The sequence below is a fragment of the Pseudomonas sp. GW821-FHT02A11 genome (genome assembly GCF_059421985.1).
On record NZ_JBWKWB010000005.1, the window covers coordinates 327,850 to 346,674 of the forward strand.

At 60.9% G+C, this 18,825-nt stretch carries 17 protein-coding genes and 1 pseudogene; 14 read left to right on the plus strand and 4 right to left on the minus strand.

Features of this window, described 5'->3' with window-relative positions:
- Nucleotides 1-30 precede the first annotated feature (30 nt).
- Nucleotides 31-741: an rRNA pseudouridine synthase gene (locus AC07V9_RS10820; protein ID WP_495015706.1), complete on the minus strand. Its 711-nt coding sequence runs from the start codon at nt 739-741 to the stop codon at nt 31-33.
- An 87-nt stretch (nt 742-828) separates the two neighbouring features.
- Nucleotides 829-1,467: a LysE family translocator gene (locus AC07V9_RS10825; RefSeq protein ID WP_495015707.1), complete on the minus strand. Its 639-nt coding sequence runs from the start codon at nt 1,465-1,467 to the stop codon at nt 829-831.
- A 173-nt stretch (nt 1,468-1,640) separates the two neighbouring features.
- Here AC07V9_RS10825 and AC07V9_RS10830 point away from each other — a divergent pair, with 173 nt between their 5' ends.
- The 13 genes and pseudogenes from AC07V9_RS10830 to AC07V9_RS10890 all read left to right on the plus strand — a co-directional run bounded on the left by AC07V9_RS10830 (nt 1,641) and on the right by AC07V9_RS10890 (nt 15,173).
- A complete protein-coding gene (locus AC07V9_RS10830) occupies nt 1,641-3,815 on the plus strand; it encodes a TonB-dependent siderophore receptor (RefSeq protein ID WP_495015708.1) in 2,175 nt (724 codons plus the stop codon).
- A 234-nt stretch (nt 3,816-4,049) separates the two neighbouring features.
- Nucleotides 4,050-4,535 carry a GNAT family N-acetyltransferase gene (locus AC07V9_RS10835; protein ID WP_495015709.1) on the plus strand — a complete coding sequence of 162 codons (486 nt, stop codon included), beginning with the start codon at nt 4,050-4,052 and terminating at the stop codon, nt 4,533-4,535.
- A gap of 87 nt (nt 4,536-4,622) precedes the next feature.
- Nucleotides 4,623-5,390, plus strand: a complete 768-nt coding sequence (locus AC07V9_RS10840; protein WP_495015710.1) for a helix-turn-helix transcriptional regulator — start codon at nt 4,623-4,625, stop codon at nt 5,388-5,390.
- Between the two features lie 110 nt (nt 5,391-5,500).
- Nucleotides 5,501-6,820: an MFS transporter gene (locus AC07V9_RS10845; RefSeq protein WP_495015711.1), complete on the plus strand. Its 1,320-nt coding sequence runs from the start codon at nt 5,501-5,503 to the stop codon at nt 6,818-6,820.
- A 96-nt stretch (nt 6,821-6,916) separates the two neighbouring features.
- Nucleotides 6,917-7,387, plus strand: coding sequence for a VOC family protein (locus AC07V9_RS10850; protein ID WP_495015712.1), 471 nt, complete (start codon nt 6,917-6,919; stop codon nt 7,385-7,387).
- A 418-nt stretch (nt 7,388-7,805) separates the two neighbouring features.
- Nucleotides 7,806-8,073 (plus strand): annotated as a pseudogene (locus tag AC07V9_RS10855) (helix-turn-helix domain-containing protein).
- 151 nt (nt 8,074-8,224) lie between these two features.
- Nucleotides 8,225-8,944, plus strand: a complete 720-nt coding sequence (locus AC07V9_RS10860; protein ID WP_495015713.1) for an ABC transporter ATP-binding protein — start codon at nt 8,225-8,227, stop codon at nt 8,942-8,944.
- A complete protein-coding gene (locus AC07V9_RS10865; protein ID WP_495015714.1) occupies nt 8,931-10,139 on the plus strand; it encodes an ABC transporter permease in 1,209 nt (402 codons plus the stop codon). The genes AC07V9_RS10860 and AC07V9_RS10865 overlap by 14 nt, the downstream gene beginning before the upstream one ends.
- A gap of 52 nt (nt 10,140-10,191) precedes the next feature.
- A complete protein-coding gene (locus AC07V9_RS10870) occupies nt 10,192-10,911 on the plus strand; it encodes a hypothetical protein (RefSeq protein WP_495015715.1) in 720 nt (239 codons plus the stop codon).
- Nucleotides 10,912-10,928: 17 nt separating this feature from the next.
- Nucleotides 10,929-12,464, plus strand: coding sequence for a TolC family protein (locus AC07V9_RS10875; RefSeq protein WP_495015716.1), 1,536 nt, complete (start codon nt 10,929-10,931; stop codon nt 12,462-12,464).
- Nucleotides 12,457-13,710 carry an efflux RND transporter periplasmic adaptor subunit gene (locus tag AC07V9_RS10880; protein WP_495015717.1) on the plus strand — a complete coding sequence of 418 codons (1,254 nt, stop codon included), beginning with the start codon at nt 12,457-12,459 and terminating at the stop codon, nt 13,708-13,710. Before AC07V9_RS10875 ends, AC07V9_RS10880 begins: the two co-directional genes overlap by 8 nt.
- A gap of 114 nt (nt 13,711-13,824) precedes the next feature.
- Nucleotides 13,825-14,259: a hypothetical protein gene (locus AC07V9_RS10885; protein WP_495015718.1), complete on the plus strand. Its 435-nt coding sequence runs from the start codon at nt 13,825-13,827 to the stop codon at nt 14,257-14,259.
- Nucleotides 14,260-14,312: 53 nt separating this feature from the next.
- On the plus strand, nt 14,313-15,173 hold the full coding sequence (locus AC07V9_RS10890; protein WP_495015719.1) for a hypothetical protein: 861 nt from the start codon (nt 14,313-14,315) through the stop codon (nt 15,171-15,173).
- A 4-nt stretch (nt 15,174-15,177) separates the two neighbouring features.
- Here the strand turns inward: AC07V9_RS10890 and AC07V9_RS10895 are convergent, their stop codons facing one another.
- Complete coding sequence (locus AC07V9_RS10895; RefSeq protein ID WP_495015720.1) at nt 15,178-16,254, minus strand: diguanylate cyclase; 1,077 nt, start codon at nt 16,252-16,254, stop codon at nt 15,178-15,180.
- 409 nt (nt 16,255-16,663) lie between these two features.
- On the opposite strand from AC07V9_RS10895, the gene AC07V9_RS10900 reads away from it, so the two are divergent.
- Complete coding sequence (locus AC07V9_RS10900; protein WP_495015721.1) at nt 16,664-17,836, plus strand: hypothetical protein; 1,173 nt, start codon at nt 16,664-16,666, stop codon at nt 17,834-17,836.
- Nucleotides 17,837-17,900: 64 nt separating this feature from the next.
- On the opposite strand, the gene AC07V9_RS10905 is transcribed toward AC07V9_RS10900, so the two are convergent.
- Complete coding sequence (locus AC07V9_RS10905) at nt 17,901-18,536, minus strand: DcrB/PsbP domain-containing protein (protein WP_495015722.1); 636 nt, start codon at nt 18,534-18,536, stop codon at nt 17,901-17,903.
- Nucleotides 18,537-18,825 lie beyond the last annotated feature (289 nt).

The window sequence follows — 18,825 nt, forward strand, 5'->3', positions numbered from 1 at the left end:
GAGCGGCGCGCAGCGCTGAAAAAGAGGGGTTTAGAACTTTTCTTTGTCGGTCATGTAGCGCCACTGGCCTTCGGGCACCTTGCCGATGGAGACGCCGCCTACACGGATCCGCCGAATGGACACGACCTTCAGGCCGACGGCCTCGCACAACTGGGCGATGACGCCGGGTTGCGGGTTCTTCATGGCGAAGCGCAGGCGGTTTTCGTTCTGCCAGCTGGCCTTGACCTTCGGCAGTTCCTTGCCCTTGTACATCAGGCCGTGGTTCAGGCGATTGAGGCCGTGGGCGACCATCTCGCCGTCGATTTCAACCACGTATTCCTGCTCGATCTTGCTGCGGTCGTCGGTGAGTTTGCGCAGGATTTTCCAGTCCTGACTGAACACCATCAGGCCGCTGGCCTTGGCCTGCAGGGTCGAGATCGCTTCCAGGCGCAGAAAGTGGCCCTTGAGCGGGCGTTTGCCGATGCTGTGTTCGGCCGACAGCGTGCCGGGGGTGATCAGCGGCAGGGCCTGTTCCGGGCTCATGCCGGCGGGCACGTTGAACAGGATCGTCACCGATTCGGGCGTCACGGCCTTGGCGTCGGGGCTCAGGGCGACGGTCTGGTTCTCGACCTTGAACTGCGGCTCATCGACGACAACGCCATCGACAGTGACCCAACCGCCCTCGATGAACAGCTCGGCTTCGCGGCGCGAGCAGCCGACCAGCTCGATAAGGCGTTTGGAAAGGCGAATGGGGTCAGTCATGAGAAAAGCCGCAACAGAAAGGGAAAGGCGCCTATTGTACCCGTGCAGGCGCCGTTATTCGCGGCAACATTGAAAATGCTTGTCGAGTCAGGGTTTGCGCGGCAGCAAACCCGGCACCGCGTGCATCAACGCGTTAATGGCAAAACCGATGAACATCACCCCGCACAGGCGCGTGATGGTCAGTTCGTGGCGCTGGTACATCGCCCGTACATGGCGCGCGCCGACCACGCCGACGATGATGCCGTAGGCGACGATGCCGCCCAAGGTGCTGACCAGAATCAACAGCGGCAGCATCGACCAGTTCAGCAGGTCGGCGCGGCTGGAGAGCAGGGCGGTGAAGGTCGCGACGGCCACCGGGTAGGCTTTTGGGTTGGTCAGGCCGAACAGGATGCCGTGCCAGAACGGGTGACGCCCCGGCGCCTTGGGCTCGTTTTCGCTGCTGCGTCTGGCACGAATGGCGCGCCAGCCGAGCCAGAATAGAAACAGTCCGCTGATGACTCCGAGCACGTCAAATGCCGTAGTGCCGATGACTTTGGCGCCGATGATCGCGGCCAGCGCCGTGCTGCACCAGATCACATCGCCCAACAAATGCCCGCAGAGAAACGCCGCCCCTGCGCGACGCCCCTTGGACGCGCCGATGCCGAACACCGCCAACACACCGGGGCCAGGAGAGATGGCGTAAATGAACCCTGAAGCGAGTACGGCAAACAGCAGCGATGGCGTCATGGCAGGCGATCCTGATTGAAGGCGGGCAACGTGAACGCCCCGAGTGTAGATGAGCGGATGACTCAGTATCGAGCGCTTTCATACGTCCTTTGACGATGTGTCGTGGTTGTAAAAAACCGACACAGAACGTAAAAGATGCGCCGACAAAAATCCCGCCTGGAGCTTCACCCTCGATGACCACCCCGCACCGAACTGACGCAGGCCTTACCCGTCGCCTGTTGCCGCTGAGTATGGCGTTCGCTTCGCCGTGGCTGGCCGCTCAGGAAGCCGAGCCGCTGACCCTGGAGGCGACCAAGGTGTCGGGCGAGCAGGTGTCGAACTATCAGGCCCGCAGCGCGTCGGTCGGTGGCTTCGGCGAAGCGCCCTTGCGCGACACCCCGGCGTCGATCTCGGTGTTCAGCGAAGAGCGGCTCAAGAACCAACAGGCCAAGCTGTTGAGCGAGGTGCTGCGCAACGACGCCTCGGTGGGCGACAGCTACGCGCCGGTGGGCTATTACGAGAACTTCGTGGTGCGCGGCTTCTCGCTGAATGCCGCCAACAGCTACCGCATCAACGGGCGCAGCATTACCGGCGAGCAGAACGTAGCGCTGGAAAACAAGGAGCAGGTCGAGCTGCTCAAGGGCCTGTCGGGGCTGTCGAGCGGTGTGTCGGAGCCCGCGGGCGTGGTCAACTACAGGACCAAACGCCCGGAGGACATGCGCTCGGTGACGGTCTCCACCAACGAGCACGGCGAGCGCTACATCGCCACCGATGTGGGCGGCTGGTTCGGCAGCGAAAAACAGTTCGGCCTGCGCGCCAACGTCGCCCACGAAGACATCCGCTCCTACGTCGAACACGCCGATGGCCAACGGGATTTCGCCTCCCTGGCGTTCGACTGGAACATCAACGATCAATCGACCCTGCAGCTGGACGTCGAGTACCAGACCAAAGAACAACGCTCGGTGCCGGGTTATCAACTGATCGGCGGTACCGAACTGCCCCATGACGCCTCTCCGCGCAAACTGCTGGGTTACCAGAGCTGGTCGAATCCGGTGGGCATCGACTCGCTGAACATGAACGGCCGTTACGAATACCGCTTCAGCGACGCCTGGAAAGCCAGCCTCAGCGCCTCGCGCAGCCGCGTGGTGATTGACGACTACAGCGCCTTTGCCTATGGCTGCTACTTCCAGAGCGACTGCCCGAGCACACCGGTGACCGGGCATTTCAACAGCAACGGCGGTTACGACATTTACGATTTCCGCAGCCCCGACGACACACGCCGCAACGACGAAGTCGAAGCCGCGATGACCGGGCTGTTCAATACCGGTTGGCTGAAACACGAGCTGACCTTCGGCACCAGCGCGTTTCGCCGCACGGTCGACACCCGGCCTTATTTCAGCGAGTACGTGGGCTCGGGCAACATCAACCAGACGCCCGAGACATTTGCGCCTGCGGATGTGTCGGTGGGGCATACCGAGCGGCGCCTGGACAGCCGCCAGTACGGGCTATTCGCCACTGACCGCATCAGCTTCAACGAGCACTGGCAGACCGTGATTGGCGGCCGTCAGGTGCGCCTCGATGAAAAGGCCTGGAATGAAGACGGCAGTGACAATCGCCACACCCAGCGCTCAATTTTTCTGCCCCAAGGGGCGTTGATCTACAAGCCAATTGACGATGTTTCCTTGTACGCCAGCTACAGCAAAGGCCTGTCGCTGGGCGGCACGGCATCGGTGTTCGACACCAACGCGGGCGACATCCTCGCGCCGACGATCTCGCGTCAGCTGGAGGCCGGGGTCAAGTACGACTGGCGCCGCATGAGCTTCACGGCGGCGGTTTTCCAGACCCGCCAGGCGTACCAATATTCCAAACCCAATGCCGACGACGGCAGCCTGACCTTCGTGCAGCAGGGCCAGCAGAAGAACACCGGCCTTGAACTGAGCGCCAACGGCTGGCTGACTTCGCAACTGCAGATCTCGGCCAGCGTCGCCGCGATCAAGGCGCGAGTGCAGGACAGCGGCACTGCAGCCTACGAAGAGCATCAGGCAATCAACGTACCCAAGTTCCGTGGCAGCCTGTCGGCGGATTACAGCCTGCCGATCCCGGGCCTGGCGCTGCTGGGCGGCATGCAATACAGCGCCAGCAAATACGCCAATCGTGAGGGTTCGGTGAAGGTCGATGACTACACGGTGTTCAATGCGGGCAGCCGCTACAGCACCAGGCTCGACGGCTACGACACCGTATTCCGTCTGACCGTCGACAACCTGTTCGACAAGCGCTACTGGCGCGATGTCGGCGAATACCTGGGCGACGATTACGTGTTCCTAGGCGCACCGCGTACGGCGCGGTTGTCGGCGACGGTGAGTTTTTGAGCCCGCTGCGCGTAAGTCTGTGGGAGTGAGCTTGCTCACGAAGGCGTCGGTGCATCCGCCAGATGCCTGGTGCATGCCCGGGCCCTTTCGTGAGCACGCTCACTCCCACAGGCTGGCGCGCGCAACGTCTGCACCTTTCACCTGTGCCGACAAAAGCGCATCCTGTCGCTCTACCGTTGCATGGCTGTGCACGAACAGGACCGTCCGTGCGTTTTCTTCTATCGGAACCGCGACATGATCGAACTCAAGCCTGCCTCAATTCCCGACATTGCGCTGCTGTGGTCGCTGCGCACGCGGGCGGTGCGGCAGTTGTGCGCCAGCCATTACTCCCCCGAGCAGATCGAGATATGGAGCGAGGCGCCGCCGCCGGAGTCCTACCTGCGCCTGATGGCCACCCGCTGCGCACTGGTCGCTGAAGAGGACGGCCAACTGCTGGGTTACGGCATTCTTGATCGGCAGAGCGGCGAGGTCATCGCCGTGTTCGTCGAACCTGCGCAAAGCGGGCGGGGCGTCGGCAAGCGCCTGATGGAAGGCCTTGAAGCGATTGCCGCCGAGGAGCATTTCACCCGGCTGTACCTCTATGCGTCCGTCAACGCCGCCGACTTTTACCGGGCGATGGGCTTTGTCGCCGTGCGCGATGAAGCCTACCAGCACCCCAGCGGCATCACCCTGCGCAGCCTGTACATGGAGCGCGTGATGCCTGCGCAGGCGCTGCACTGATCATCTGCTCAATCCCCTCACGTCGCACTGGCGTGGTGTTCCCTGGCTTGCTAACGTCGGCAAGCCTCTCAACAGGGAAATCGGGCCATGCCAGCACAGTACCCGTTGCAACGCCGTATCCAGGATGGACGACCGCTGCTGATCACCCCGCCCTTGCAGGCGAGCAGCGACGACACGTTGCACCGCTATCGTGAAGGTCAGTTGTGGGCAGTTGAGCAGGGCGTGATCACCGCTGAGCTCGACACCGGCAGCTGGGTGGTGCCGCTGCGCCATATCGGCTGGATTCCCCCAGGCGTCGCCCACGCCACCCGCGTGCATGACGCGGCCAGGGGCTGGATGATCTACCTGCGCCCCGACCTGTGTCCGCTGTTCCCGACCACGCCGATGGTGTTCGACATGACCCCGCTGTCCAGCGCGTTGCTCGAACGCATCGGTGGCTGGGAGGATCATCCCGGCGAGCTTTCATTACCCCAGAACCGCCAGCTTGATGTCCTGTTCGACGAGCTGAAGATTTCCCCCGCCAACCCGCTGTTTCTGCCGATGCCCAGCAGCCCGCATCTGGTGGGCATGACCCTGACCATCGTTGCCGACCCGGCCAACAAGACCAGCCTGGATGACTGGGCGCGGCGAGTGGGCATGTCCCGGCGTGGCCTGACCCGGCATTTTCGTGCGGAGACCGGCATGTCACTGGTGCAATGGCGGATCGTCGCGCGCATGAAGCGCGCGCTGGAACTGCTGGCCCAAGGCGATAACGTCAATCGTGTTGCCCAGCGCCTGGGCTACGACAGCGTCAGTACCTTCATCGGCGCCTTCAGTGCGCAGTTCGGCACGACTCCCGGCGCATATGCCCTGTGATGTGACGTAACGCCGGTGGTCTGCGAGCCGCCCGCAGGGCCCAAGCTTTGTTATCCTGCGCGCCTTTGACGCACCTAACTGCCGTTTCACTCTGCCAAATGGGGTCATCCATGACAGCCATTCTCCGACCACGTCCACAACCGATCAGCCGGGGCGACTACAAGACCCTGGGCCTGGCGGCGCTGGGCGGGGCGCTGGAAATCTACGATTTCATCATTTTCGTGTTCTTCGCGCTGACCTTGAGCCAGCTGTTCTTTCCGCCGGAGATGCCCGAGTGGCTGCGCCTGCTGCAAAGCTTCGGCATCTTCGTCACCGGTTATCTGGCGCGCCCGCTGGGCGGCATTCTCATGGCCCACTTCGCCGACAAGCTGGGCCGCAAACGGGTGTTCAGTCTGAGCATCATGATGATGGCCCTGCCGTGCCTGCTGATCGGCGTAATGCCGACCTACGCCGACATCGGCTACTGGGCACCGCTGGTGCTGCTGGGCCTGCGCGTTCTGCAGGGCGCAGCCGTGGGGGGCGAAGTGCCAAGCGCCTGGGTGTTCGTGGCCGAGCACGCACCCAAAGGCCATCGCGGCTACGCGCTGGGTGTGTTGCAGGCCGGGCTGACGTTCGGCTATCTGATCGGGGCCCTGACCGCGACCTGGCTGGCCAAGGTGTTCAGCCATGCGGAAATCCTCGACTACGCCTGGCGCATCCCGTTTCTGCTGGGCGGCGTATTTGGTGTCATTGGCGTGTGGCTGCGCCGCTGGCTGAGCGAAACTCCGGTGTTCATGGCGCTGCATGCGCAACGCGAAGGCATGACCGAGCTGCCGCTGCGCGCTGTCGTGCGTGAACATCGCCAGTCGCTGTTACCGGCGGCGCTGCTGACCTGCGTGCTGACCTCGGCCGTGGTGACCCTGGTCGTCATCACGCCAACGGTGATGCAGCAGCGTTTCGGCATGAGCCCCAGCGACACGTTTGCCCTGAGCAGCGTGGGCATTGTCTTCCTCAACATCGGCTGCGTGCTGGCAGGCATGCTGGTGGACCGCATCGGCGCCTGGCGTGGCGTCGTGCTGTACAGCCTGCTGCTGCCAGTGGGCGTGGGCCTGCTGTACGCCAGTCTGGTGATCCAGTGGCTGCCGATCGGCCTGGCGTACGCGGTGGCGGGGCTGGCCTGTGGCATCGTCGGCGTGGTGCCGTCGGTCATGGTCGGACTATTCCCGGCAAGCATTCGCGTGTCTGGCATCTCCCTGACCTACAACATCAGTTACGCGCTGTGGGCCAGCACTACGCCGCTGGCGCTGATCGCCCTGATGCCGTGGAGCCCGTGGGTGTGCGTCGGCTACTGCGTGATCATGGGCGCGGTGGGCCTGCTGACCGCGATGTTCTTCGGCCTGCGCAAGGGCATGCAGGTCGACGACGTGCTGACCGCGCCTTGCAGCCATTGACTGACTGACGGGGCGTCATTGAGTGACGCCCCGGGCGGGACTACGCTTGCCTGACCGCTATCCGAATGACTCGCAGAACAGTCAAGGAGCACCGTCATGAGCGTCAAACCGATCCCCGATGGCCAGCACAGCCTGACCGTCTACATGGGCGTTTCGCCCGCCGCCGAAGCCATCGAGTTCTACAAAAAAGCCTTTGGGGCCAAGGAACTGTTCCGCCTGGATGCACCGGGCGGGCGCGTCGGCCATGCCGAACTGCAGATCGGCGATTCGCGCATGATGCTCTCCGAGCCTTGCGACCAGGGCGGGTTCGACAGTCCGACACCTGGCGGCAAGACCTCATTCGCCATGCACCTGTACGTGCCCGATGTGGACGAGCAGGTCAAACGCGCGGTAGACGCCGGCGCCACGGTCGTCACTGAAGTGCAGGACATGTTCTACGGCGACCGCAGCGGCAGCGTGCGCGATCCGTTCGGCCACCTCTGGTTCATTGGCACCCACAAGGAAGACCTCACCCCGGACGAGATTCGCGAGCGGGCGATGAAGATGTTCAGCCAGCCGGCGTCCTGACCGCCCGCCTGGACCTGACGCGATTTGCCGCTTGCTGGCGCAGGTCGCGTCGCCGGGATTCCCATCGTTTCAGTGCATCTGGCCTGCGCTGATCGCTCATTTGTAACGGGCGATTGTAATTGCAAGTTTCTGCGTTTATTGTCGCGGCCCGTTTAAAGGCAATGCCTCTAATATGTGCGAATTCATTTATCCGTATACCGGCCGGAGTGTGCCTGGTTGATAGTTCTGTCAGACGGAATTAAGGAACTTTCTCTGTGGTTTGTAGGAATAATTACCGTATGCGGTTCTCGCCCTGACATTTGTCAGGAATGTCCGGCGAAAGTGTAGAAATTTGAAAAGTGTACTCAATAAAAACCTGTCGCCGCCGATGGGCTGTTTAACACCATGGAAGGTTATCCAGAGAGATCAGGGCAAGACGATGCAGGAACCGAAACACAAGCGCAAACGCCCCGTCCGCACCACGCCCCGGGAGCATGAGGTGCTCAGGCTGGTGCTGCTGGGCTACACCAACAAAGACATTGCGCAGCATCTGGGTATTAGCGATTACACCGCCCGGGACCATGTATCGGCATTATTGAAAAAGAACCAGGTGAAGAACCGCGCACAACTATTGGCGTTGCATGTCATGGCGCCGCGCAAAAGGAAACACGCGATCACCCCCTACATTTGACGGATTGAAACGCTGATTCATAAGTGCATAATGATGACAGCTTTCAATCAGTGTTTCTTCAAGGCGATGTCTTTTCGAAGTTTTGCCTGGATTCGGTGTTTGTTTGTGTTGAGAACCGTCGTTGATAACAAAAACAAGTTTGACGAGTGTGTTAGCAAAGGAGTTGTATGGACGAAGCATCAAATAAATCCCCGACGATGTTGTTCGAACTGCGCGGCGTCAGCCAGTGGTACGGGCAGGGCGCCTCGACCGTCCGGGTACTGGATAACATCGATTTCACCCTGTCGTGCGGTGACACCTGCGCCATCGTCGGCGCCTCCGGCTCAGGGAAAAGTACCTTGTTGAATATCCTGGGCCTGCTGGAGCGGCCTGCGAGCGGTCGGGTGCATTTTGCGGGTAACGACGTCATGGCAGCCCCGGCCGACAACCTGGCGCACTGGCGTAATCGACGGCTGGGTTTTGTCTTTCAGGCATTCAACCTGTTGCCTCGGCTCGATGCGCTGGACAACGTCGCCCTGCCGCTGACGTATCGTAAACAGTCTCGTCTTTCAGCCCGCGCCTGTGCGCTCCAGCAACTGCGCGCAGTGGGGCTTGCAGATCGGGCTCATCATCGACCGGGAGATCTGTCGGGCGGTCAGCGCCAGCGAGTAGCTATCGCGCGAGCGTTGGTGGGGCAGCCCTCGTTGATTCTCGCTGACGAACCCACTGGCAATCTGGATCGGCACAGCGCCAACGAGGTTATCGAGCTGTTGCTGCGGCTCAATAGTGAGCAGGGAGTGACGTTGGTGATGGTCACCCACGATGCCCAACTGGCTGCGCGTTTTGCGCGACAGGTTGAGGTGGTGGGTGGCCAGCTGCGTGAGCGTGTCGGGCATGTGGCGGCTTGATTGGGCGATGGGCCGGACGTTGGCTTCGGGCCTCGTCGAGTCCCTGGGCAACCTGCGTGCCATGGGGCAGCGCTCCTGGCTCGCGCTGCTGGGCATTCTGGTTGGCAGTGCGTCGATCGTGGCCTTGCTCAACATTGGCCGCAGCGCCACTGAAGACGCCATGAGCGCTTTCAGGGGGCTGGGCACCGACACGTTGGTCGCCAGCTTCCCTGGGCGGGCAGGGCGCAGTGTACCGCTGCCGAAAACCCTTGACACTCGCCCCCTGCAATTGTCACTGCCGGATCTGGCACACATAGCCCCGCTCAGTCAGTACGCCACGCGCGTGAGCAGGGCGGGGCTTGAGTTTGACGCGTCGGTGATCGGCACGACGACGGCGCTGGCGAACGTCATGGGGCTCAAGCTCGCCTCCGGACGCTTCATCTCGGCTCCGGATCGCAATGGTTTGTTCGTGGTGCTGGGAGCCGAAGTCGCGACGGGGCTTGCTGAAGCAGGACGCCCGGTTCGTGAAGGCGACAGTGTGCGCATTGGGCACTATCAGTTTCAGGTCATCGGTGTGCTGGCGCCGACGCCGCACAATCCGCTGTTGCCGGTTTCGGTTGACCCTGGCGTTTTCATGCCTGCGTCGAGTCTGGCGCGGCTGTCTTCCCTGATTCGTATGACCCATGTGATCGCAACAGTGCTACCGCAGGTTGCGCTCTCACAAGCCGCGTCCTCCCTCGAAGTGCAATTGAGCCAGCACCTCGCGGGGCGCGAGGTAACGGTGCAGGTGCCCCGGCAGCTGCTCGACAGCCTGAAACGTCAGTCCGAGACCTTCGCCTGGCTGCTCGCGGGGTTGGGCGGCATCTCGTTGCTGGTGGCGGGCGTCGGGGTGATGAACGTCATGCTGATGAGCGTGCGCGAGCGGCGCCGCGAGATCGGCGTGCGCATGGCCCTCGGCGCGCGATCTCGCGATATCTGCACGATGTTCCTGCTCGAGGCCGTGCTCCTGTCGGTTCTCGGCGCACTGCTCGGCGCACTGGCCGGTTGCCTGATTGCCTGCGTTTTCTGCGCGTCGAGCGGCTGGCCGCTAAGCCTGTCGTTTGACGCGCTGCTGCTGGGTGTCGGCAGTTCACTGTCGAGCGGCCTGTTTTTCGGCAGCTACCCCGCAGCCCTCGCTGCGCGACTCTCTCCGGCCATGGCACTTCGGGACGATTGATTCGGCCACGCGCTTTTTTCAGCAACCACTCACAACAAGAAGGAACTGCACAATGACCACGGAAAACCCGCCTCACGACGGTACCACGTCATCGGAGCCAAAGGCTGACATCGATCACGGCGAAAGCCCCGTGATGCTTGCGTTTCATGATCTGGTTCATGAACAGGCCGCGTACGGCATGAGCTATTTGCGCGAGCTGCACAGAATCTGGCTCGGGCCTCGGGGCCTGTTCGCGACCTTGAACGTGGAAATCGAACAACTGGGGCGTCAGGCGCCAGGCCTCGATGATCTCCAGACCCTGAGGTGTCCCGAGCATCTTGAACGTGCCGAGCGGGCTGTGGCGTTTGCCTTGGCCAAGAGCAATCGCCGCGTTCCGGCAGCCAATCCGTTCCGGGGGCTCGCGCGCGAAGCCTTGTGTTGCATCGCCTTTGATGAGGCGTCGGGCTACACACTGGTGGAGCGGTATGTGGCCTATGAGGCGATGCGTCAGGCTGATTCGGAGTTCTTCATCAAGCTGATTGCGACGACCAGAGGTGTGTCCGAGCGACGGATTGTCTTCAGGGGATTGCTGGAACATTACGATCGGCTGATGCCCCTGGAGAAGTGCATTTTTCCTGATGACTATCGGTCGATACAGCAGGCGTATCTGACTCAGGAAGAAGCCTTGAATGGCCCGCTGCAATTCGATGATGAAGTGGGTGTGTTGCTCGAAAAGATGTCACCCCTGCAACTGCTCAAACGCATCTCGGCCACGTCAGATCCATCGCGATGAATCGGGAGAGCGCGGCAATGTCTGCGCAAGCCCAGCGTCACTGCGTGCGACTGGCCGCAGTGGCGCGGCCGTTGATGCTGATGGTCAGTGTCATGACGGCCGAGCAGGTCCGTGCCGACCCCGGCCCCGAGCCACCGGGGAGCAGGCCGACGATCAAGGCGTCGGTAAATAGCCGCGAACCGAGTGACTGGCTGCAGTCCGGTTCGCACCTCGATCTTAGCCTTGCCGATGCAGTTGCGCTGGGGCTGCGGCGTAACCGTGACATTCGCCGTTCCTACCTGCAGCGCGTGGCGCAGAAGATCGATCTTCAGATGGCGCAGGCGTTTTTCTCGCCCCGCCTGCTGCTCAGTGGCCGACAGCAGATGCGCCGAAGCTCGGATGATCAGGACCAAAGCCTGACCCTCTCGCCCAAGGCTACGTTGAATACCGAATGGGGCACCCGTTTCAGCCTGTCATGGGCGCAGCGTTTTCATCATGCCGACGGGGCCGGCCGTCAGCGCCAGCGTGGACTGAATGTCGAGGTGGTGCAGCCGCTGCTCAAAAACGCAGGGCACAGCATCGTCACCGCACCCAGGCGCCGCGCGCGCCTGAGCGAGGACAGTCATCGGCTGGGGCTACAGGCGTCGGTGGCGCAAAGCGTGACCCAGATCGTTTCCAGCTATCGCGAACTGCTCAAGGCCCAGGAGCAGTTGCGCATTGTTACTGATGCGCTGGCGCGATCTCGTGAGCAGATGAAGGTCAACGATGCGCTGATTGCAGCCGGTCGCATGGCTCAGGTGGATCGCCTGCAGAACGAGGCGGACCTGGCCTATCAAGAGCTCAATGCCGAGCAGACTGCCCATCAATTGGAGGCCAGTCGACGGGCGCTGTTGCAGCTGTTGGCGCTGGACCTCTCGACACCACTGCGTGCCAGTGATGCGTTGATCGCCGAGCGGGTCGACATCGATCGCCAGCACGCGCTGAACCTCGCCCTGCAGCGACAACCCCGGTATCTGCAGCAACGCATCGCCGAAGAACTCGCGGACATCGATCTGCTGGTCGCGAAAAACCAGCAACGCTGGGACCTCTCGTTGATCGCAGGGGCCGAGCACGATCGTCAGGCTCGGACTTCTGACACAGGCACAAGCGTGGAGCGGCGCTGGAACGGCTACGCGGGTTTGCAACTGGAAATCCCCATCGGCGATCCGGCTCAACGTCAGCGGCTGGTCAGCGCACAGGTCGCCGTGGACACCCACGTCCTGCAGCAGGCCGAGGCGCAGCAGACGCTGGAGCGTGAAGTCAGCGATAGCATCCGCAGCCTGCAAACCCAATGGCGCCAATATGAAATCGCCCTGCGTAGCCTTGACCTGTCGCGCAGGAAGCTCGTGGTGGAGCGTCAGAAACTACAGGTGGGGCGTACCAGCAATTTTCAGGTGCTCAGCTTCGAGGAGGACTTGCGCCGTTCCGAAAGTGCCGTGCTCAACGCGCAGATTGCCTACCTCAATGCCCAGACCCAGCTCGACGAGCGCCTGGGGATGACACTGGACAGCTGGGAGATCGCTCTCAATGACTGACCTTCGGCCTATCGGTGCAAAGTGGCTGAAAGCGGGGCTGACCCTGGCTGCGTGCGTTGCGTTGGGGCTCTCGCTCGGGCGGGACAACCCCGAGCCTTTACCGCTCTGGCATGCCGTGCTCCCCGGCCCGATTGAGCACCGCATCGGACTCGTCGGGCGCATCGTGCCCGGGACCTCGATCATCCTGACCGCGCCGTTCGAAGGGCATATTGAAGAGAAGAACTTTGCCGAGGATCAACGTGTCACGCAGGGCCAGCTATTGCTCAAGATCGGCCCTGATCTGCTGCATCTGCAGGTTCGCGATGCGCTGGCTGAACGACTGAAAGCCGAAAGCGCCGTGCAGGCACTTGATGACTGGGCCAATGGCGATGAAATGGCCCGCGCGCGGCGTGCCGTGAGCACCAGTCAACTGAGCCTGGACGATACCCGGCGCAAACTTGCCGAGACCCGCACCCTGCTGGAGCAGGGCATCGTGCCGCGCATGGAGCTCGACAGCCTGACTCAGCAACTCAAGACCCAGACCCTCGATCTCGACGCTGCGCATGCCGAGCTTGCGCAAGTGCGCAAGCGGGCGACAGGTGAGTACCGACAGATCGCCGACATGCAACGGGCCAACGCCCGCGCACGGCATGAAGCGCTGCTGGCTTTGGCGTCTCGGGGCGAAGTCCGGGCGCCGTTCCCCGGTATCGTCATGCGCTTGCCAGAGGGGGCTTCGGCAGGCAACGAAAAGCCTATCGAATCAGGCGTGCGACTCAGCCAGGGGCAGCCACTGTTCGGGCTGGCCAGTGTCGAGCGTCTGAACGTGCAGGCCAGGGTCGATGAGTCCGACATCAATCAGCTACGCGTAGGCATGCCGGTTGAGATCCGCGGCGACGGCTTCGAGGATGTTCTGCAAGGCACTGTCACAGCGGTGGGCGCTCAGGCGATTGCCTCGGATATGCACGGTGACAACGCGGCCTACCACCTCGTCGTCGCGCTTGCACCGCTCGAACGTGCCATCCAGCAACGCCTGCGTCTGGGCATGAGCGCGCATCTGTCGATCCTCACTTACCGCAATCCCAATGCCGTCGTGCTGCCTGTCGATGCCGTCGTTGAGAAAGGCGGTCAGCACTTTGTCGTCCATCGCACCGCGATGAACAGCCCCGAAACCCGACACTCGGTGACCCTTGGCAAAGCCACGGTCAGCGGGGTTGAAGTCTTTGGCATGGACGCCGGTTTCGTTCTAAGGGAGGTGGGTATGGATTAGGCACGAGGTCGTTTCCGAGCGTAATAAACAGGATTAACGAGTTTTCGAGTGAGTTGAACTCACGGGATTCGTTCGGCCTGAATAAATCAAGAACAAGAACTAAAGGTATTAAAGATGAAGAAGAAATTACTGCCGCTGGCATGGGTGTTTGTATCGATGTCGAGCATGGCGGGTGAATTTACGGTCACCAAAACAGCCACCCCGGGAACGCTGTCTCGCACGAGTGGGAAAGCGATATCCGTACATAGGATTAGCGGCACGGACTATCCCGCAGCGGCGCGACGCTCAGGCGCATTGGTGGGTGTTTCCTGGAATATTGCCTCCTATCCTGGGAGTGAATCGGAAACGGCAGAAATCTGTATGAATCGACAGGGGGCTGCGCAAGATTGTATTTCGATTACACCGGGGTCCACTGGAAATACGCCCTATTTCAATCATCCCGTTTTGGGTTATGCAAGTTTCATCGTCGTCAAACATTCAAGAACCGGCGGGCCTCTGATGGGCCATCCAGCAGGAAATGACTCCGTCACTTTCCACGTCCGGTACTGACCCCCCCTCAACCTGCCGACGTGTTCGGCAGGATTCTCTCAGGAGATACCACTATGCGTATTGGTCCTAGTCCTGCAGCCCCCCTTGCAACCCCCGCAACCTCGCAACTGTTGCAAGCCGCTCACAAAACAGAAGCCCCAGTTAAACCTACTGCGTCTGTCACGGTTGCCATCAGCGGCCAGACACAATTGAGGGAGCGAGTATTCAATTCTTATCCCGATTTCGAACCACCGTTTCTGGACATCAAGAAAGCGGGCATGGTGTTGAAGCCGGAGCTTTATCTCAACATGGAGGACAGAGCACTGTTGGCAGAAATGTATGAGTTTGCTCAGTCCGAAAATATTCACCTGAACTACGTGGATCATTTAGGGCGTGAGCTTGCCGAATATCGGGGAAGTGATAACGGCGTGCACAGGCTTCCCCATAACCGAGGGGGCATGTTTGACATGCAAGGGCATATGCTTTCCTACACTTTTACAGACGTAGATGCCCGTGCGGCACAGCGCGCGCGCGACAATCCGGATATCGCTACAACCCGCCTGGACAACGGGTTTCTAAGTTTTCAAACGGACGATGACTACAGTTCAATGTCTCACTGCGACTTTGATTTCCTTGATCTTATGATCAGCCGGTTTTCGGCGTCCCCTGAGTCCGCCGTTGTTAGCGGGCGTTTTCAGACGCACCAATATCTGAACAAAAACTATATCGAACATGTTTCAACGGAGGTTTATGACTTCCGGAACCTGTCAGGAAAAAAAGGCGACCCTGACGTCGCTGACAAACCAGCATCCAAAGCCTCTGACCCCGTCCCAAGTGTCGACCTCTCATCCAGTTTCCGCCAGGTCATGCGCCAGCACCTACAGAAATCCGGCCTGCCCACGCTTTTTGAGACCTTGATGCGCATGGGCCGCTAACCCCTCAAAACTCCGTACTCAACGAAGCACACGCTTCAAGCCCGGGCGGCGCCGAGGTGACTCGGTTACGCCCGGTGCTCTTGGCGTCGTACAGCGCCATGTCGGCTTCGTGCAGCCACATGCCGGCGTCGGTGAGGTGCGGGCCGTAGGCGGCGATGCCGATGCTCAGGCTCAAATTCAGGCCGGGGAGGCTGCTGTGGTGATGTTCGTGAACGGTGCGGCGCAGGCGTTCAAGGATGTCGGTGGCCTGGGCCAGGGTGGTGTCGGGAAGGATCACGCAAAATTCATCGCCGCCATAACGCCCCGCCAGATCTGTTTCCCGCAGGCTTGAAGTCAGCGCGCCGCTCAGTTGCTTGAGTACGTTGTCGCCGATGATGTGACCGTAGGTGTCGTTGATGGTCTTGAAATGGTCGATGTCGATCAACGCAACACTGTTCTGCCGCTTCTGGCTCTGGCAGCTGCTGAACTCTACCCGCAACAAGTCCTTCCAGGCACCGTGGTTCATCAGGCCGGTCAGGCTGTCGGTGGCGCTGAGTTTTTCCAGGACTTTCTTGCTCTTGGACAGTTGTACGGCCACGCGATAGCAGACCAGGCCGATGGCCATGGGGTAGATCATCAGCATTGGCAGACAGGCATAGACCTGCACCTGGGTGATGGCCGGAAACAGTTCGGGCCGGAAGATGCCGTATGCCACCGATGCGCCTGCCACTTGCGCCAGGGTGCCCACCAGGAACATCCGCGGCCCGCCTGCGGCGATGTTGTTCATGGTCATCATCGACAGGGCGGTGACGGCGGGTAGGGGGTTCAAACCCATGGCGCCCGCCCAGAATCCTCCCGCCAGCGAGTCGTAAATCAGATTGCGGCGCTCGGCCTTATAAGGGTGTTTTGAAAGCCTGGCCAGAAGATAGGCGATGTGCGGCCAGGCGTAGCCGTTCAAGAGCATCAGCAACCAGACCCAAGTGGGCGGCTGCATGGGGGACAGCGCAGCGGCCACGCTGAAAAAGCCAATACCCAGCCCGATACTGCGCGGCATGTGCATGCGTCGGGCAAACGACAGACCTTTGCGGGTGGAAGTGTTCATAGCTCTTCCCCGGGTAATGACGCAGCGTCCCGACTGAAACATCGGCCACAACGAACGACCCTGAGTGTGGGCCGGTCGTTGAGCTCAAGGAAGGGCTAATTGCCACTATTTGTCGAAAAATCGTCGCCGACTGTCGGCTCGTCCAGACGCGCCAAGCGGGGCTGCGGCAAGCGTAGACCATTCAGGCCGCGATGCGGTTCTTATCGCTCCATCTGCCTGGGATTGTTTTCCTGCCATCTGTGCCTTTACCCGCCACCAGCCCTGGGATGCAATGGCGCTTGGGATCGACATCGATCTCCCATCATCAGCTGGATGCGATCTGACAAAATATTTCACCGATCCCTTGTCAGACGCTGCGCCATTGGCGAGATTACCCGCCGAATTTCGCATCATTTCAAAGGATCGGTTGATGCCTCAACAACGCTTTATCCCACGTCTTGCCTGCCTCGCGACATTGCTCGCGCCTTTTACGCTCCATGCTTCGGAGCCTGTGCATGTGCTCACCGGCACCCTCGGCAAATCCCCCATCGTCGTTGAACTGGATCTGGCAACGCCCGACAACATCAACGGACGTTACTTCTATGAGAAGTACCACAAGGATTTGGCACTGTCCGGCAAGCTCAACGGGCAGGATCTGACACTCACAGAGGGTTTGAGCTACGACGAAAACCCTGATCTGCCGACGCTGCATCTGCACAAGTCCTCAGACACCACCTGGACAGGGGAGTGGAGCAGCTCCAAAGGCAAATCCTTCAAGGTGCAGCTGACCGAAGAAACCGTCGCTGCGCCCGATGCCTCGGCGGAGCCCGGCTGGCAGGGCATCTATCGCGAATCGGCTTACGACTATCTGCGCCTGAGCCAGCTCACGCTCAAGGCCGACAAGAAAGAGACCTTCATGGGCCACGGCCTGCAGTGGTGGGTCGAGCCAGAATCAGGCATCACCTTTTTCGAAATCACCTCTGGCTACGCCCCCGAGCAAGCCGCACGCATCAACCGGCAACTGCGCTCGCGCCTCTGGCATGAGGTCGTCAGCTATCACGAATGCATGCTCGGCGGCAGCCGCATGGGGGGCGATTTCGAGCAGTCGGTCAGCCCGCAACTGATGACCCCCGGCATCGTCAGCCTGAACATCTCCACGTCCTACGACTGCGGTGGCGCACACCCGGATGTCGGCGACTCGCCACTCAATCTGGACGTGACCACCGGCCGGGAACTCACCCTGGAAGACGTGCTCTGGGTCGGCGAAGGCAAGCCATTCCACTATGTGCGTGATGAAAAGGGCGGTACGAGTTTCGACACCTACTCGGACTACCGCAGCAACACCTTCGCCCCCTGGCTCGTCAGCCAGCTGCAAGCTGCCCACCCCGATGAGATGAAAGTCCCCGAAAGCGAAGACGACTGCGACTACACCGACGAATCGGTCTGGGATTTCCCGTCCTGGTACTTCACCGAAAAAGGCCTCTACGTCGGCCCCTATTTCGCCCGCGTCATGCGCGCCTGCGAAGCGCCTGAATGGTCAGTGGTGCCCTACAGCGCAATCAAGGCGCACCCGGGGGGCGTGAAGGTGAAATTGCCGGAGTGAAGGCGTTGACCTGAGGTGATTGCTGCCTTTAAGGCAGCAATCGCTGCCAAAAAAGCAGCATTGCTCACTTGCTCCCTGTCACACCCTTCACCACCACCCCATGAGCCTTAGCGTCTTTGGCCAGCGAGATCACGTTGACCATTGCCGTGCGGGTACCTGAGGCGGCGGCGATGGTGGTGCTGAGGACTTTTCCGCCTTCGACGTTGCCGGAGATATCCAGCTGACGAAGGCCGAGGCCTTTTCTGACGATCTTCTTCTCGCCGAGCTTGGTGAAGTCCTTGTAGCTGGACTGCTGCTGCACCAGGGTCTCGGCAATGATGGTGTCCAGGGTCTGGGTGTCGTTGGAGGGGACGCTCTTGCCGTCCGGCAGCGGCGTTTCGGTGATGATCACCACGCGTTTGGCGGGCTTGTTCATGTACAGCGAACCGGTCACGCCTGCGGCTTTGGCCTTGTCGTCGATCTCTTCCATCGGCCCCTGGACGTAGTCCTTCGGCAGATAGAACACGAACTTGCCGCCCAGCATCGAGACCTTCTGACCTGTAGGTTTGGCCGGCGCCTTTTTCGCGGTTTTGGACGAATGCGTGGTTTTGCTCGACTTGGCAGGGTGTTTGGTTTCAGTCGCCGCATGCGCACCGGCAGTGCCCAGGGCAAAGGCCAGCGCCGTACAGATCATGGCGGATTTCAAGGTGAACAAGCGCATTCCTACCCCTTTAAAGGCTGAGTCCTACACGGAGGGTAGGCATTTTGCCTGAGGGCTGTTGCTGATGGGTAGGAAAGCGATCAGCCGACACCGAGTGCTGTAGGGGCGCGCTTGCCCGCGATAGCTTTTTCGGTAATGCATGGGGACCGTCACAACGGCGTCGAGGGCAAGCGCGCTCCTACATGAGACCGTTCAACCGTTTTCAGAACACGTTAATCGGGTGATCCACAATCACGCTGAAACCCACCGGCCCTTGCGTAAACCCGGACTCGACCCCCCCACAAACTCC